Annotated in this window: 16 protein-coding genes and 1 rRNA gene; 5 read left to right on the top strand and 12 right to left on the bottom strand. The window is 40.1% G+C overall.

Annotation, left to right across the window (positions count from 1 at the left end; translation table 11 throughout):
* Positions 1–285, bottom strand: a 16S ribosomal RNA gene (locus tag K358_RS0110285); the annotation flags it as partial.
* Positions 286–1,025: 740 nt separating this feature from the next.
* On the opposite strand from K358_RS0110285, the gene K358_RS19255 reads away from it, so the two are divergent.
* The gene (locus tag K358_RS19255; RefSeq protein WP_156888718.1) at positions 1,026–1,184 is read left to right on the top strand and encodes a hypothetical protein; all 159 of its coding nucleotides are present in this window, start codon (positions 1,026–1,028) and stop codon (positions 1,182–1,184) included.
* Positions 1,185–1,211: 27 nt separating this feature from the next.
* Here K358_RS19255 and K358_RS0110280 read toward each other — a convergent pair whose 3' ends face one another.
* The 4 genes from K358_RS0110280 to K358_RS0110265 all read right to left on the bottom strand — a co-directional run bounded on the left by K358_RS0110280 (position 1,212) and on the right by K358_RS0110265 (position 4,978).
* The gene (locus tag K358_RS0110280; protein WP_027696741.1) at positions 1,212–1,937 is read right to left on the bottom strand and encodes an amino acid ABC transporter ATP-binding protein; all 726 of its coding nucleotides are present in this window, start codon (positions 1,935–1,937) and stop codon (positions 1,212–1,214) included.
* Between the two features lie 58 nt (positions 1,938–1,995).
* Positions 1,996–2,943 carry an amino acid ABC transporter permease gene (locus tag K358_RS0110275; RefSeq protein ID WP_027696740.1) on the bottom strand — a complete coding sequence of 316 codons (948 nt, stop codon included), beginning with the start codon at positions 2,941–2,943 and terminating at the stop codon, positions 1,996–1,998.
* An 85-nt stretch (positions 2,944–3,028) separates the two neighbouring features.
* On the bottom strand, positions 3,029–3,823 hold the full coding sequence (locus K358_RS0110270; RefSeq protein ID WP_027696739.1) for a transporter substrate-binding domain-containing protein: 795 nt from the start codon (positions 3,821–3,823) through the stop codon (positions 3,029–3,031).
* Positions 3,824–4,105: 282 nt separating this feature from the next.
* Complete coding sequence (locus K358_RS0110265; RefSeq protein WP_027696738.1) at positions 4,106–4,978, bottom strand: LysR family transcriptional regulator; 873 nt, start codon at positions 4,976–4,978, stop codon at positions 4,106–4,108.
* A gap of 241 nt (positions 4,979–5,219) precedes the next feature.
* On the opposite strand from K358_RS0110265, the gene K358_RS0110260 reads away from it, so the two are divergent.
* Positions 5,220–6,056 carry a bifunctional allantoicase/(S)-ureidoglycine aminohydrolase gene (locus K358_RS0110260; protein WP_027696737.1) on the top strand — a complete coding sequence of 279 codons (837 nt, stop codon included), beginning with the start codon at positions 5,220–5,222 and terminating at the stop codon, positions 6,054–6,056.
* A gap of 168 nt (positions 6,057–6,224) precedes the next feature.
* Here the strand turns inward: K358_RS0110260 and K358_RS0110255 are convergent, their stop codons facing one another.
* Genes K358_RS0110255 through K358_RS0110235 form a run of 5 tightly spaced genes read right to left on the bottom strand, consistent with a single transcriptional unit; the run spans position 6,225 to position 11,459 of the window.
* Positions 6,225–7,667 (bottom strand): sensor histidine kinase, encoded by a 1,443-nt coding sequence (locus tag K358_RS0110255; protein WP_027696736.1) that lies wholly within the window; start codon positions 7,665–7,667, stop codon positions 6,225–6,227.
* The gene (locus tag K358_RS0110250) at positions 7,660–8,343 is read right to left on the bottom strand and encodes a response regulator transcription factor (RefSeq protein WP_027696735.1); all 684 of its coding nucleotides are present in this window, start codon (positions 8,341–8,343) and stop codon (positions 7,660–7,662) included. The genes K358_RS0110255 and K358_RS0110250 overlap by 8 nt, the downstream gene beginning before the upstream one ends.
* Before the next feature lie 47 nt (positions 8,344–8,390).
* Positions 8,391–8,768, bottom strand: a complete 378-nt coding sequence (locus K358_RS0110245; RefSeq protein WP_027696734.1) for a diacylglycerol kinase — start codon at positions 8,766–8,768, stop codon at positions 8,391–8,393.
* A 24-nt stretch (positions 8,769–8,792) separates the two neighbouring features.
* Positions 8,793–10,439, bottom strand: coding sequence for a phosphoethanolamine transferase (locus tag K358_RS0110240; RefSeq protein ID WP_083962804.1), 1,647 nt, complete (start codon positions 10,437–10,439; stop codon positions 8,793–8,795).
* 57 nt (positions 10,440–10,496) lie between these two features.
* Positions 10,497–11,459: a glycosyltransferase family 9 protein gene (locus tag K358_RS0110235; protein WP_244875250.1), complete on the bottom strand. Its 963-nt coding sequence runs from the start codon at positions 11,457–11,459 to the stop codon at positions 10,497–10,499.
* Between the two features lie 271 nt (positions 11,460–11,730).
* Between K358_RS0110235 and K358_RS0110230 the strand changes: the two genes are divergently transcribed.
* The gene (locus K358_RS0110230; RefSeq protein WP_027696731.1) at positions 11,731–12,519 is read left to right on the top strand and encodes a ferredoxin--NADP reductase; all 789 of its coding nucleotides are present in this window, start codon (positions 11,731–11,733) and stop codon (positions 12,517–12,519) included.
* A gap of 43 nt (positions 12,520–12,562) precedes the next feature.
* Here K358_RS0110230 and K358_RS0110225 read toward each other — a convergent pair whose 3' ends face one another.
* A complete protein-coding gene (locus tag K358_RS0110225; RefSeq protein WP_027696730.1) occupies positions 12,563–13,828 on the bottom strand; it encodes a DUF4056 domain-containing protein in 1,266 nt (421 codons plus the stop codon).
* A 21-nt stretch (positions 13,829–13,849) separates the two neighbouring features.
* Positions 13,850–14,827, bottom strand: coding sequence for an alpha/beta fold hydrolase (locus tag K358_RS0110220; RefSeq protein WP_027696729.1), 978 nt, complete (start codon positions 14,825–14,827; stop codon positions 13,850–13,852).
* A gap of 383 nt (positions 14,828–15,210) precedes the next feature.
* Here K358_RS0110220 and K358_RS0110215 point away from each other — a divergent pair, with 383 nt between their 5' ends.
* Positions 15,211–16,032, top strand: coding sequence for a phosphate ABC transporter substrate-binding protein (locus tag K358_RS0110215; RefSeq protein WP_027696728.1), 822 nt, complete (start codon positions 15,211–15,213; stop codon positions 16,030–16,032).
* A gap of 96 nt (positions 16,033–16,128) precedes the next feature.
* Positions 16,129–17,094, top strand: coding sequence for a phosphate ABC transporter permease subunit PstC (gene pstC / locus K358_RS0110210; RefSeq protein ID WP_027696727.1), 966 nt, complete (start codon positions 16,129–16,131; stop codon positions 17,092–17,094).

Raw genomic sequence — 17,094 nt, 5'->3', positions numbered from 1 at the left:
AGATCGTCGCCTTGGTGAGCCATTACCTCACCAACTAGCTAATCCCACATAGGCGTATCCAGTAGCGCGAGGCCCGAAGGTCCCCCGCTTTGCTCCAAAGAGATTATGCGGTATTAACAGTCGTTTCCAACTGGTATCCCCCTCTACTGGGCAACTTCCTATGCATTACTCACCCGTCCGCCGCTCGACGCCGAAGGTGCAAGCACCTTCTCGTTTCCGCTCGACTTGCATGTGTTAGGCCTGCCGCCAGCGTTCAATCTGAGCCATGATCAAACTCTTCAATTTAAAGTTTTGATTACCTAAATAAATAGGTGTGACTCAACGAATACTGACTTCAAAACTATTCTTCTTAAAAAGAAGAAGTAACTTTAAAGCTATTACCATTCCAACAGAATGGTAATGAATTGACTGTGCCGCTATTATTACTTTCACTTTAAAAAGTGAAATCAAACGAGCTCAAGGCTGTTTTTCACAATAGCAATTTGGTCACTCAGCTCATTGAAATCATTGTTGCTTCCCCTCTTCGTTAAAAGAGACGAGCTATATTGATTATCATCAACGAGTGCCCACACAGATTGATAGGTTTAAATTGTTAAAGAGCGTTTTCTTCATCTTATCTACTTAAGATAACTCGGTTACCGTGTTGGCTTCCCGTTGAAGAGATGCGCATTCTAGGCTCATTAAAAATATTAGCAACCTTATTTTTGAAAAAAATTAAAATAATAATTCCAATTGGTCAACCACTAAACAAAGCGAACAAAATACACTCAAATCGATCGTTAATCACACAGAAATATCAGTGTGAATGTTACGATTCAATATCTATAGAAAAATAAATCAAGCGGATACACGACTCTGCTCGTAAAAAAAAACGCATTAAATTAAGACGGTCTTGCTCGTGTCTGAAAGTTAGTCAAATACTACAGGTTCACATTATATTAAATTGTGCAGGCTACCAATAAAACAACGCAATAAGATATAGGTAAAATACCTACATTACTGGCTGATAATTTTTAGGTTTATCTATGACCAGAAAAACTCTACCTAAATGCCCAAATATCATTCTATACCAAGCAGAAAACATTACGGAACTGCTTGGTAGTCTAGAAATAAAAGAACCCCAAATGCTGAGTTCTAAGCGATTCGGGGTCTACTTATTATCAATGGTGTTATTTAATCGATAACCTTAGCATTTAAAGTAACATTGGTAATTAAAGCAGCATCGACAAAAACTGCTGCAGTCTTGGATGCTCTGGATTATCAAAAAAGTCATCAGGGCTGGCATCAACCAATAGTTCACCATCTTGCATAAACAGCACTCGGTCAGCGACTTCGCGCGCAAAACCCATTTCGTGAGTTACAACAACCATCGTCATTCCTTCATTGGCTAGGCTTTTCATTACCTCTAATACCTCCCCTACCATTTCAGGGTCAAGCGCAGAAGTTGGCTCATCAAATAGCATAATATGAGGGTTCATTGCTAACGCACGAGCAATAGCCACACGCTGTTGCTGACCGCCAGAAAGATGATTTGGGTAGTTGGTCATTCGATCCGAAAGACCAACTTTCGCCATTAACTCTTTAGCATCAATCTCAACGTCTTTACGTTTGCGCTTTGATACCACCATCGGCGCTAACATGACGTTTTCAAGCGCTGTCTTATGTGGAAACAAGTTAAAACTCTGAAATACCATACCGACATTTTCACGTAGGGTATTAATATTGGTTGAGCGAGCGTACATATCAACGCCATCAATCACGATCGAACCATCACTAATGGTTTCAAGCTGATTTATTGCACGTAAAAATGTCGATTTCCCTGAACCAGAAGGCCCAACAATCACTACCACTTCGCCACGCTTTACCGTCGCTGAGACATTTTTTAATGCATGACATCCATTTGGGTACACTTTGTTGATTTTTTCAGCCACGATCATTGGCTCGCCCTGTGCCGTTGATGGCGAAGATGACTGAGACGAATGGCTTTGCTTAGAATTAATCACTGACGGATAACCTCTTTTCTAATGCTTGAATACCCCAAGATAAACTACCCGTTAGCAGCAAATATAATAAAGCGACAGTGATCCATACTTCAAACGGAGCAAAGGTTCCACTGACTACTTCTCGACCTGCTTTAGTCAAATCGGTAATCGCGATCACTGATACTAGAGAAGAATCTTTAATCAGATTAATAAACTGCCCTGCTAACGGCGGCAGTACTTGTTTAAAGGCTTGAGGCAAAATGACATAAGACATCGATTGAGGATAAGTCATACCCAATGAACGCGATGCTTCCATTTGACCTTTGTGAATGCCTTGAATACCAGCACGAATAATTTCAGCCACATAAGAAGCTGTAAACATCGAGAGCGCCACTACACCGGAAGTGAAACGATCAAGATCGAGTACCGTTCCGATAAAGAAATACACAATAAAGATTTGAACTAATAATGGCGTACCACGGATCAATTCAATATAACTAACGGCAAGTTTACGTAATGCGATATTGCTAGAAAGCCTCATTAAGGCAAGAAACATCCCTATTACAATCGCAAATACTAACGAGATCACAGACAGCTGTATGGTAACAATCACACCTTTGCTTAAAGTGCCTAGTTTCCATTGGCTCTTTTCGGCCAAAGTATCGCCTTCAAACACTAAATCGCCAGCTGCAACTTTCAGGTTTTTAAATTGCGATAAATCCATCAATTCATCGCCGGAAACCGATTGTAGAATTAATGTTCCTTCAGAATTTTTAACGATATCACCATCAAGTGGAGCATTGATGATCTCTGGTTGAGTATCAATGATATAAGGAACTACACGTTCCCAATTCCAGTTGTAATTAATTCTAGACGTCGAGAAATAGACGAGAGTGAAGAGTGCGGCAATAATGCCAACAAAGACAAGATTCCAAAAAACCGTATTGGGTTTAGACTGCATAGTAATCCTTTGAATAACAACGTAAAAGATAGATACAAAACAGCCAGAATATAGCATTCACTATTTCTGGCTGTTATACAGTTTCTTACTGAACTTTATCTAACCAAGAAGCAGACTTAAACCATTTGTCATAAATGCGATCATAAGTACCATCGCCTTTAATTTGATTTAAGTAGTTATTCAAGAAGTTAAGAAAATCAGGATCACCTTGACGAACTGCAAACCCTAGAGGCTCAAAAGTAAATGGCTTATCTAAGTGAACCACTTCGCCTTTATGCTGCGCGGTATAGATGGCATTAAATGGTAAGTCATAAACAAAGGCATCCGCTTTACCATTAGACACTTCTAGCGCAGCATCTGCAGTGGTTTCAAACTTGTTTTGTTTCGCATTTGGCAAGAAACGGTCAGTCGCAATAATACCAGTGGTACCTAACTTAGTCGCAATGGTATATTTTTCGTCATTCAGGTCACGGTAGCTAGTAATTTTACCGGCATGCTTAGCATTTAAAAGGATACTTTGACCAATCACTACATAAGGTTGGGTAAAGTTAACCTGCATATTACGCTTAGCGGTGATGGTCATGCCACCCATGATGACATCACATTTATTGGTTAGAAGAGCGGGGATAATACCATCCCAAGAAGTGTTCACCGGTGTGAATTTAACGTCGATCGCTTTAGCAAGCATTTTGCCTAAATCAACATCAAAGCCAATAAATTCACCATTTTTAGCTTTCATTTCAAAAGGCATATAGCCAGCATCAAAACAAACACGAAGCTCGCCTGATTTAGCAATATTTTGCAGAGTCGTATCAGCTAACGTTGAAGTAGCCGTAAACAAAGTGGCTGAAAGTATAGCCGCTTGGAGTAATTTTTTCATAAAACATCCGTATCATTATTATATTTATCGCTGCATCCCGCAGCCTATCGAAAAGACAAAACCAGTCTTTCTTAACTCATTTATAACAAAGTTGTCATTTACATTAAACCGTTGATCTTTAGAAAAACTTTCATGTTATTTTAAAGAAACCACACAAAATACGCCTAATACACTGATACTTATATAATTAACAATAAAAAAGATGGTGCAATATTATCGTGAATTCTATGAACTGACGCACCATATATGATATTCAGAAATATTTTGGTTAGCTGTGATTAATTAGATGCTTGTGCTGGCATAAATCCCATCACAAGCCTCTATTAACTTATCGACTAATAACTTACTTTGCTGACTCAATTGCTGCTGTGCATGCAAGATTAACTCCAGCGGTGGCACATCTGGCAAACCATCCTTTGCATTTAATAATTGATGTAGCGGTGTCACTAGCCGTGTAGGTAGTAACGAAACGCCAAGGCCGGCTTCTACTGCGCAACCTACCCCAGATAGACTACTGGTGATGTAAGACATCCTCCAACGCTGACCTAGTGAATCAAAAGTATGCGCCATTTCACTGCGATATAGCCCAGTGCTCGGTAAGCCCACCAGCGGCACAGTTGCCTTTTGTAAATTATTAACCCCTTTCCCGTCGATCCAACTTAACGGTTCTTGCCATTTAGCGATCCCTTCGGCTTGACCGGGGCGGTGTTTGACGAGTGCTAAATCCAATTCATTGTTTTGAAACTGCGTCCAAATTTCGCTACACATGCCGCTTTTCACTTCCAAACGCACCTCGGGAAAGGCTTGAGAAAATAACGATAATGTCGGGACTAATTCGTGAGTGGCAAAATCTTCCGGTACGCCAAGTTTAATCGGTCTTTGCTCTGCGGTACTCACAGTTTCTGCAATCGCTTCTTCCATCATAGTGAGAATTCGACGAGCATGAGTAACAATACGCTCACCTTCTATTGTTGGCGTAGCGTAGCGCTTTTTACGTACTAGCAGTTCACAATCGAGTTGCGCTTCGAGCTTGCGGATCTGCTGGCTAATTGTTGATTGAGTTAAGTGAGTACTGTCGGCGGCGCGAGTAAAACTTCCGGTATCCACAACCGCAACTAAGCTACGTAATAGCACAGGATCTAATGTTGTATTCATATTTCATCTCACTTATTGATTCGCCGAATTCATTTACCACTTAAACTAGTGGTTTATCCACTAATAGTAATTAAATTATTTAATTTTTAAATTACAAATGTGAAGCGCATAATAAATAATAAATCTAGACTCAAGTAATTGGAGTTGCAGTGAAGCGACAAGTGAATGAACACCGGCAACAAAGCTGCAGCTTCAAGTACAATGAGTATATATTCACTCTCTTGTATGAAGGATCACAAGAATGACTAATAAACACACCTATTACTCTCCACAGGGAGGCCTACCACCTCAGACCCAATTATTGTCTGATCGTGCGGTACTTACCGATGCTTATGCCATTATTCCAAAAGGCGTATATAGCGATATCGTGACTAGCTTTTTGCCATTTTGGGAAGGCATGCGTATGTGGGTGATCGCTCGCCCACTTAGCGGATTTTCAGAAACTTTTTCTCAATATATTGTCGAAATTGAAGCCGGTGGTGGCTCTAATAAACCTGAACTCGACCCTGCAGCCCAAGGCGTATTGTTTGTGGTTGCCGGTGAAATGGAACTGACCATTGAAGGCGAAAAGCATCATATGACCGAAGGCGGTTATGCTTACCTACCACCAAAATGCAATTGGACGGTACACAACAAAGGAAATGAGCCTGTGCGTTTTCATTGGGTGCGTAAAGCTTACCAATACGTAGAAGGGTTAGACGTTCCTGAAGCATTCGTTACCAATGAAAATGATATCGAGCCGATTCCGATGCCTGAAACCGATGATGCGTGGGCGACAACACGTTTTGTGGATTCAACTGATATGCGCCACGATATGCACGTGAATATCGTGACCTTTCAACCGGGTGGCGTGATCCCATTTGATGAAACCCATGTTATGGAACACGGGCTTTATGTTCTAGAAGGTAAAGCGGTTTATCACTTGAATCAACAATGGGTTGAAGTAGAGGCTGGCGATTTCATGTGGCTGCGCGCTTTCTGCCCTCAATCTTGTTATGCCGGCGGCCCTGGCCCGTTCCGCTACTTGCTATATAAAGACGTAAACCGCCACATGCCATTTATTCGTCCGACTAACTAATAGCTTAACGACAGCCATAAAAAAACCTAGCTCATTTTTTAAATAATGAGCTAGGTTATATACCTAAATAATCGTCGGTATCAAAGGGGGTTGAAGGGTACACGGCAAAACCGAATACACTGCTATTATCCGCATAATCAATCAATAAAAAACAGAAGATTAATGATGTCAATATTTCCTTGTTTCCGCACTAGTATCTTCTAGTCCTTGAACCCTAAAACAAATTTCGCCACCTTGATATACAACGTCAAGTTGATAGCCATTTAACCGACATAGGTTATTAACAATCGACAACCCTAGACCATAACGATCATTAGACGTTCTAGATTGATCAGCTTGATACATAGGCTCCAATAAGTGTGCGATATCTTGTTCAGCCAATACCGTGTGTACTTGGTTTCGAACTTCTAACACTACCCCAGCTTGTTCTGGCACTAACGATACCGTGACTTGGGAACCTTTTGGACTATAAAATAATGCGTTATCAATTAAATTCTGCAATATCGTATGTAATGAAAATGAATCACCAAATATCAATGGCTTATCAATTAATATTTGAATGCGGTTATCAACATCTGAAAACTTAAAGGTCAGCTCTTCCATCACTTCACTAACCAGCTGATATAAATCGATCGCTTCTAATTCAATCTGAATAGTCTCTGATGATGTCTTTTGTAATAACAATAAGTTATCAACAATTTTCTTCATTCTTTGGGCGATTTTAAACATATCTTGTTTATAGGTTTCCCCTATTCTCTCATCTTCAGGGTAACGAATGTAAATCTCACTCAAACTCATAATTTCTGCGATTGGCGTTTTCAGTTCATGAGCAATATCACCGGTTAAACGCTTTTCGTTTTGCAAAAAAACTTGGTTTGCCTTAATAAAAGCATTCAATTCTTTGCGAATAGGTTCGATTTCATCAAACTGCAAGTCAGGCTCAGGGAGCTCTGTCACCGAACTTTGATCAATTCCAATTTGCTTAATTTGAGCGTTCATGGTTTGAAGTGGTTTCAATCCTTTATCAACGATACGTATCGCAATATAACGCATCACTGCAATAGACATAAAAAACGTCACGACCAACAAAATATCAATCAATACCAACATACTCTCTGAAGAACGATTGGATTGATATAAGGCTAAGTAAGCAGGATGCTCATGGTTAGATGACAGTTGCTCGGATTCAGGTAAAAAATAGGAAAGAAATGCTCTTCCCTCTTCCCCATTTGGCAAGGTGACATCGAGTAATTGATTAGTATTTAGCGGAAGAGTTAACTTGATAAGGTTTATCTTTGGATACTGAGCTAATGATTGGGAGCGTTTGAAACTGCTACTATTAGACCACAACTGATAAAAGTGAGCATCTTCGTCTTCTTGAAATTCAGAGAGGAGGTCATCATCAAAAGTTAAGCGATCACCCGAAACCTTAACGAGAGATTTCATATAATTCGCTTTATTGACGAGGGATTTATCAAATTGCTTATCTACCCAACTATCTAAACTTAAGTCAATGGAGAGATAAACAGCAAAAATGATGATGCCAAATACCAAGGAAATCGAATTGACTAAATTACGCTTAATTGAGGATGTTTGCGATTGCTTATACATTAGGAGTCTCTTCGACAAAATAGCCAAAGCCGCGTTTATTTTTAACGGGCAATACACCACCTAGCGCTCTGACCTTTTTCCGCACTGAAGACAAGTGGGATTCAATGGTATTTTTCGATAAATAATCAAAACTCCCCACCACAGATTCACTGATCATCTCAACGTTGACTATTCGCCCTTTGGCAGAAAATAAACATTCCATAATTTTAAACTCATTACGAGTCAGTTCGATCTCCTGATCTTGATAGCTAAATCGTTTCGTTTCAAGATCGAGACAAAAACCACCGACCTGATGATGGTTTCCTTGTTGAAGCAGTTGGCCTCTACGTAACAAAGCTAAAATTCTGGCATGTAATTCTTCAAAGGAAAATGGCTTGGTTAAGTAGTCATCGGCTCCCTGCATTAGACCATCAATTTTATCCTGAGGTAGTGTCTTGGCAGATAAGATAAGGACCTTGGTTTGAATCCCTTGCTGGCGTAAAGATCGCAAAATACTCATGCCATCCACATTCGGGAGCATTAGATCTAAAACAATCAAATCATACTGCTGATTCAAGGCCATGGTTAAACCCACAGAACCATCACCTGTTTCATCAACGGTAAAACCAAGATTATTTAATCCAACGCTCAATCCTCGGCGCAATGCTTCAGAGTCTTCAATGATCAATACTTTCATCTTTTGCTACTCTCTGCTCAAATTAGATCTTGTCTGAATTCATGCCATCAAAATAACGGGTAAACAATCACGCCCCACACCATCGCAGACATAATCATGCTTAAGGTAACGACGGCTGAGCCAACATTTTTCGCCACACCAGATAAAGTGTGATACTCCAAACCCACCCTATCAACAACTGCTTCAATGGCGGTATTCACCATTTCCGCAAATAGCACAAACATCATAGATAAAATTAAGCACACCGATTGCACAGCGCTAATATCAAGGTAGCAAGCCAAAACGGTTAATGGGATAAATAATATTAACTCTTGCTGAAATGCCGCTTCATTTTTTATCATCCACTTCAAACCATTAAAACTGTGCTTTAAGGTAAAAATGATGCGCATAATACCGGTTCGTTTTACGACAACTTTTTCATTCATCTTTATTGGTAACTCTATTCAATTTTATACGTGACAGTTAGAAAATAAATCTAAGCTTGCTTGTTTAGCTTCGGTGTCCACTCCATATAACCCAATCAAACTATGAAAAAAGTTATCATGTGTGTAGCGAGATTTCTGAGCTTCCTCTTTTACACAAGCCTTATCAATCAGTTTTTGTTTTGCATATTGCTTCGGAAGCCATAACAACCAAGGAACGGTTTTCTGCTCTTTTGGTGCAATAGCATACGGCGTACCATGCAAATACAAGCCATTTTCACCTAATGATTCGCCATGATCGGACACATACATCATCGCGACATTATAGTCTTGTGAATGACCCTGTAGTTGCTTGATCACCTGCGCTAAGAAGAAGTCAGTATATACCAGAGTATTATCATAAACATTGGTAATTTCTTGGTCAGCACACTGCTCAATATCTTTTCTATTGCACCATGGGGCAAACTTCGCAAATTTTGCCGGAAAGCGCTGAAAATAAGTGGGGCCATGGCTACCAATCGCATGTAAAACGATCAACTTATCTTTATTATCTTTTTCGATAAATTGCTGGGCAGGCTTTAGCATTACCTCATCGACACAAGTGTTACCGTCACATAAAGCATCATTCTTCGTTGGGTCAATATCAATCAACTGAGTATTGTGGGCAACGCCTTTGTCTCCACCATCATTATCAACCCATAATGTTTCCACCCCTGCCTTTGCAATAATATCGACAGCATTATCTTGTGCATTAGCTTTCGCTTTATTGTAACCAGTGCGATTCATATTCGAAAACATGCAAGGCACGGATAGCGCGGTATAAGTGCCACATGACGACACATCTTTAAATGAAATCAAACCAAGGTCTTTAGTGTATGGCTGCGTGTCACGAGAATAACCATTATCCGAAAAGTTCATTCCTCGAGCGGTTTCCCCTAGCACCATCACCACTAATGTTGGTTTGCCATTTTTTGCCGGCAGTAATTTGGCATCATCGCCTAATGACGTATATGGCAAGGGCTTAGTTAAGTAATTACGCTTAATGTACTTATACGTATCATACACATGCGCAGGAATTATCATCTTATTAAGATAACGGTTATTTCTGCCAACAGAGGCATAATCTTTATACGTAGTAATCGCAATAATGGTAATAAAAACAATTGAAACCAATATTAATATCACTCGGCTCACCAGTTCACGAAAAACCGATGAACGAAATTCAACCTTAACCCACATTAGTAGCAAGGTAGGAATCAGTCCAAAAATCACAAAATAAAACACCGAACGCACATTCAAATAAAACAAGGCTTCTGATGCGTTGGTTTCCATAATATTTTCAATCATGGATGTATCAAATAGAACATGAAACTCTTGTACGGAATATAAAGCAAGAGCGGAGCTTAAGAACAGAAATCCATACCAAGGCTTAATAATGAATGGCAGAGTTACAATTGAAAACACAATAATAAAAGCAAAGAAAAGCACAAAAGGTCCAGTATAAGGAAACCAAATATCTGGCACATTTTTACCAAGCTCAAAAACCTTTGAGACGATTGGGTAGTTTAGAATAAATCCAAAATAGAAAGAGACGACAAGAATAAAAGTGCTTGTTTTCACCTTAGGACGAAACGCATTATCAAAAGTAAATAATCGAAATATGAAAGACGTCATTGAAAAACCTTGTTTAAACCAAAAATATGAATAAAAACCTGAATGGCAGCACTACTATTAAGCCATCACCGAAAAATGCTCAGTAATATCAGTGTGATACCAATCATGAAGATTTAAAGAATGCCCATTAATGACACCATAGATCTCTGAATTTGTGTGAGTAAACAAACCAATACAATTAACACCCGCAGCGTCTGCCAAATGCAAAGGCCCTGTATCACAAGAAATAAAGGTATCTACATTTTTCAAAAAACTGGCAAGCAAGCGCAAATTATTGTTTTGATATATTAATGATTGATTGGACAGTGGCTGACTGATATCACTGCTCAAAATTTCCACCCATTGAATAGGTTCTATGGAGTCTTCTTCGAATTTAATTAATATGTCTTTCCATTGTTGATTGGATAATTGTTTCTTTCCTCTAGCGCCTCGAAAAAAAGCAACTAACTTTTTATTTCCATCATAGACTAGAGATCTGTCTTTCATGCCTAACAACTCTTCACTTTCACTAAAAGCTAATTTATGACAAACTTTGCTTAACTCTTCATGCGTTAGCTTCTTAATAAGAAATAGTTTATTAAACGCCATATGTGAAAGTTCAAAATCATTCTTAAATGTATGGGTAAAACATTCATTTCTATTTTCACTATGAGATGAAATTTTGTTTTTAGCTGGTAACACTGAAGCGATAAAACTATCCTCAGCAGAAGAGTAAGGAACCAACATCAAATCAATGCTTTTTCGTTTTAAAGATCTTATTAACTTTAAACATGATACTACTTTCGAAAATGAGAAGTTAGAAACGAGAATTTCATCTATACCGATATTTTCAAAAATAGACTTCTGCCATGATTGAGATAATAGCAAAGTGATTTTTGCATTCGGATAAGACGCTCTTACCTGCTTAACGAAAGGGATTAGAAATAGAATGTTTCCTATTCTCTTATTGTTTCTAATTATCAATATTGAACTCACATCCTTCTTTTGTAGGAGATGAGATTGATTTTGGCTGTTATTCATAAACAATCGATATAATAATGGCTCCAGTGTTGCCATCTTACGTCGACGATATCGATCAAAATTCCGTAACCATATTTTAACGCTCATACTGTACCTACTTCAATTCACTTCATTAACCACGACTTTAAAGGGTCAATCTGAAGATTTACTGAAGATGCACTGAAACTTAGCGCAAGATAAAGCCACCACAGGTTTGCCAATCTATACTGAAAGTGTATGCTGGAATTGTTGATTTTTATCTTAATATCCAAGAATAAACAGGGAGATGCAGATGAAAGAAGTACCACTCGGATTTGTTACTAGTACTATTATTAAACGGATAGATTGGGCGGAGCATTTATTCTCTCTTCGTGTGCAAGCCCCTATCAATGCCTTTCCGAATCCGGCTTTCACCGCGGGGCAATTCAGCAAGCTTGCCGTACTCAATGAACAAGGTGAGTGGGTAAGACGCGCTTATTCAATGGTCAACAAACCTAGCTTTAATGGCGATAACATTGAAATGGAGTTTTTAGTCATCGAAATTCCAGATGGCAAACTTACTCCATTACTTGAGCATAAACAGGTTGGTGATGAAATATTAGTCGGCACCCTTCCTGCTGGCTTTATGACAATTGATGAAGTACCTGAAGGGCCGAAAGACTTATGGATGCTATCAACCGGGACAGGCATCGGGCCATACTTATCAATATTAGAAGAAGTCGAACAATGCCAGCGTTTTGAGCATTTAATTTTAGTGCACGCGGTGCGTACCAAGGAAGAATTGGTTTACAAAGAGAAGATCATGGAGCTGATGAAAACCTATCAAGGCAAGTTGCGTTATGTGCCGATTGTCTCTCGGGAAGAAGTGTCAGGTGCCTTATCAGGGCGAATTCCACAAAGGTTGCAAGATGGCTCACTTGCCAAAGCTGCGCATGTAGAGCCAAGCGTAGAAAGAAGTTTCTTCTATTTATGTGGCAACCCAAACATGGTGCATGACACTAGGGATTGTTTGCAGCAAATGGGGTATAAAAAACACCTACGCCGTGAAGCGGGCCAGTTTAGCTTTGAGAACTACTGGTAATTAAAACGCCGTCTTTCACCTATTTAAGCAGTATATCCCCAATCTACTGCTTATTTTTTTGCTTTAATAGTGCTTGATATTCTTTGCGATCAAACTCTTGGTCATGTTTGGCGATGTCGTTATATACCTTTGTATCGAGTACATAGTCAGGGTACAAACTTTCGGGAATATGACTGGTAAAAGAGTCTCGATATTTATCGTCTATTTTCATTGTCATCTTCGAAATATCGTCAAATACAATGCCAAAATCCTGCGAGCTTAACGATAGAGTTAAAGGCTCGATATCATCATGAATATGATCGACCAATTCTGAATCTGGACGCGTCACCACATTCGCTTCACTCAGGAGCGCAGGAGTTTGTTGCATAGTGAGGTTATAGTTACGCTTTAAGATCATATACTTTTCAGGGATCGGGGTTTCTGAATCCCACCATGTCCCATCCACCGCATCAAAAGCTTGGGCACTCAATTGCTTATTTAAAGGCTGCAAGTATTGTAATGTTTGATACAGCCAAATCGACATATTGCGATTATAGTCATCCACCGATAGCGACAACTCTTCTACCAGCAGTTTTGAGGCTAATTTGGTTCCTAACATATTGGAATACAAATCTTCTAACGAATAAGCAGACACTAGCTCAGGAAATAGTGGGAAGCTTTTATAACCGTGCCACTGAGAAATCTCATGCCCCTGCGCCATTTTAAAACCGTAGTAAGCAGCAAGCTCAATACTTAAACGCCTTTTTTGTGCAGCGGTAAAATGGGAGGTATCAAATGCTTGAAAGTGAATTTCTCGTTCACCTAGTTCAGGGTCGAGCTTAATCGTGAACGCTTGGCCGAGCTTAGGGTAAATTTTATAAAAAAGCCCTGTGGTGTTATCTGCGGTATCTCTGACATGGGCGAGATCGATAAAGCCGCCTTGCAAGGTATATAACACGCCATTGTGCTCACCTTGCAGCGAACCTGTGGTGTCATTATCTCGCATAGAAAACTGGCTAGAGCTATAAATATGCGGGCCTATATCATCAATATCAGCAGTATTGGGTAGTTGGAAAAAGGGCACTTTCATTTTACCCACTTCAACATGCTGGCGATTACCAAACGCGCAGCATGGACGCACACTACCGGGTAAATCAAAGTCAGTACTAGTCGTCAGATTATCTTGTGATACTGGCGCTGCCGTTGACAGCATGGCGGCGACATCTTCTGGCTGAGGTTGCGTGGTTTCTGTCCATGAGTAAGTTGAGCACCCTGACAAAAAAGCCGTCATCCATAAGGCTGTCATAGCGTATTTTTTATTTGCAAACATCACGTTATTTACCCTAAAAACTTACAGACTTTTCGATTCTTGAGGAACACAATTTTGCTGATGATGGTATTGAGCAATAAAGCCTTTCAATAGTCGATTCACGGTATCGGGCTGTTCTAATAAAATATTATGTGCAGAATCGGTCACGATATATAAAGACCCTTTGGTTTGTTTAGATAACAACATCCCGCTTCCCAGAGGGAAAATTCGGTCATCTTCCCCCCAAATCACTTGAACCGGTGGAAGCTCTCTGTTGGCGATTTTAGACACAAACTCTTCCCGTGAATCCATCAAGTGATCCAGCATATAAATCTTTTGCTCTGAATTACTGGCAAAATACTTTTCGTAGAATCCATCCATCGTAAAGGCTGGTACGTGCAGCGGGTCTTCACTGGTGGCATTCATTAAGCGCTTCAAATCCGCATCATTTTTCGGTACGAATAAATCACTCGGCTTTTCAATCTCAAAGCGAGCTAATAACGCATCAAGATCTTTTTGCTCAAACGCCCCGCCCGGGCTAGAAATGAATGTCGCGGTAGTCGCAATATCATAGTTAGCCAATAAACCATAGACGATAAAACCACCATAAGAATGACCCACAATATGCACATTGCCATCAAGATCGAGGTTTTTTAATAAATCAGCAATCACTGTCACTTGATCTTCTAAGGTAGGTTGAAGATCACTGGTCGACTTGCCGTACCATAGTATATCCGGCACGATCACTCGATATTGGCTGCCCAGTGCTTGCATAGTCGATTGCCAGTTAGATAAACCATCACCACCGACTCCATGAATCAAAATCACGGTATCTTGGCTGGCAACTTGGTTATCCCAATAATGCACTTGAGTATGATGATCGTCATCATTCAAAGTGAGAGTATGCTCGGTAAACCCTTCATCCGCGACATTTGAGGCAAGGTGATTTACGTATAAATTCGTCGTGGTACTACAAGCGGTCAATAATAAACTTGCTGCCGCTAACCAAACTTTTCTCATAACGATACCTACAGATCTTGTTCATTTTAAATTCGAGCGTGCTTACCCACAATACGGTAATAGCACAGTGTTAATAACGGAAATCTAATCCAATAAATACACTATTTTTTTATCCGCACCAAACCAACACCAACCTTAGTACCACATTACGGACTGCCTGTGCGAAATCAATATAAAAAGTGAGCTTATTCAGTATTTTAATTTAAAGATGACAGTAATGAGATTGCAACAATAGCAGGGTTCTTGAAGAAAACCCTTGTAAGAATAATCCTCATGTCATCTAGTTTTCAAATTACTGTAACACAACTGTCATATTTCAACCCTAAAGTGGCTTTCGTCAACTCAACGACTTAACGGCATGAAGCCATAAAGGAAATGAAAGTATGAAAAAGACAGTAATCAGCGCTCTAGCTATCCTAAGCGCGCTAACAGTAAACCCAGTATCAGCCAAAGAAACTATCTCTGCGGTAGGTTCAAGTAGTGTTACTCCGTTAATGGAAGTCTTTGCTGAAACATACATGAAAACGAATTCTGATGTATTTATCGAAGTTCAAGGTCCTGGTTCTTCTGCTGGTATCAAAGCAGCAAAAAACAACTCAGCTGACCTTGGCATGTCTTCTCGCGATTTAAAAGCAGAAGAAAAAGAGCCAACACTTAAGGAAGAAGTGGTTGCTCGTGATGGTATCGCCGTTGTTGTTAACCCAAAAAACACATTGAAAGGCTTAACTTCTGAGCAAATCACTAAGATCTACAAAGGTGAAATCAGCAACTGGAAAGAAGTGGGTGGCGAAGATAAGCCTATCGTTGCGATTACACGTGATACAGCTTCTGGTACTCGCGGTGCATTTGAAGACATCATGGGTCTAAAAATGAAAGTGAACGATATTAAAGTATCGGCTATCTCTCAACGTGCTCAAGTTGCTAACGGTAACGGCGGTCTAAAAACAATGGTCGCAAGCAACCCTTATGCTATCGGCTACATCTCTTTAGGTACGGTTGATAACTCGGTTCACCCTCTTGCAGTAGACGGTGTTGAAGCAAGTGTTGATAACGTTAAGAACGGCTCTTACAAAGTAGCTCGTCCTTTCCTAGTGCTTTACCACGAAGGTCGCCCAACACCAACAACACAAAAATTCCTAGATTGGATGCTAACTAAAGATGCTCAAAAGCTAGTATCAGCTCAAGGTTACATCGATATCCACTAAGCAACACATTTAACTTTAATTGCTCAGCTCGCAAGGGCTGAGCTTATTTTCCATCTCGGAATGTCTTAAAACATTTTTCGATATGTGAGTTTTATTATGACCATCGCCACTTATAGTGACAAAACAACAGATAGTGACAAGCTTATGAATACTGTCGCAAACTCAGAAGGTCAAACTTCTGAAAACAATGGCAACCTACGCCAGAAAAAAGGCATTGATTGGAAAGAAAAAATCTTCCACGGTCTATTTCTAGGTAGTGCCATTATTGGTATCGTTTCTCTTGCCCTTATTGCTTACTTCATTATTGCTGAAAGTATCCCTGCGTTTAAAGCAGTGGGCGTTTCGGGGATAGTACTAGGTGATAACTGGCTACCACCGGCGCTATATGGTGTCTACACCATGATCGTCGCGTCAATTGTGTCAACCTTTGGTGCTGTACTGCTTGGTGTCCCAGTTGGCCTACTCACGGCGATTTTTATTGCTGAGATTGCCCCTAAACGTGTCGCCGATGTCATTCGTCCTGCGGTTGAATTGTTAGCCGGTATCCCATCGGTAGTGTACGGCTTCTTTGGTCTGGTGATCATTGTCCCGCTGATTCAACAAGTCTTTGATGTACCTGCTGGTAATACTATTCTTGCCGGTATCATTGTGCTTGGTGTGATGATTCTACCAACCGTTATTACGGTATCCGAAACGTCTATCCGCGCGGTACCTCATGCTTATAAAGAAGGTTCGTTGGCGCTCGGTGCTTCAAAAACCTTCACCATATTTAAAATCCTCTTACCTGCTGCTCGCTCAGGCATCATGACCGGTGTCATCCTAGGTATCGCCCGCGCTTTAGGTGAAACCATGGCCATTATTATGGTGATGGGTAACGCACCTGCGATGCCAGAAGGCATTCTTGATTCAGCTCGTACCTTAACTGCCAACATTGCGATTGAAATGTCTTACGCAAGTGGTATTCACGCTAACGCGCTTTACGCAACGGGTGTGGTGTTATTGGTCTTCATCATGATGTTAAATGCAGCTCTTCTGTACCTTAACCGTCAGAAAGCGAGGTAA

This window comes from Vibrio litoralis DSM 17657 (assembly GCF_000426765.1).
In the GTDB taxonomy this organism is placed as follows: Bacteria; Pseudomonadota; Gammaproteobacteria; order Enterobacterales; family Vibrionaceae; genus Vibrio; species Vibrio litoralis.
This window is presented reverse-complemented; position numbering and strand designations above follow the sequence as displayed.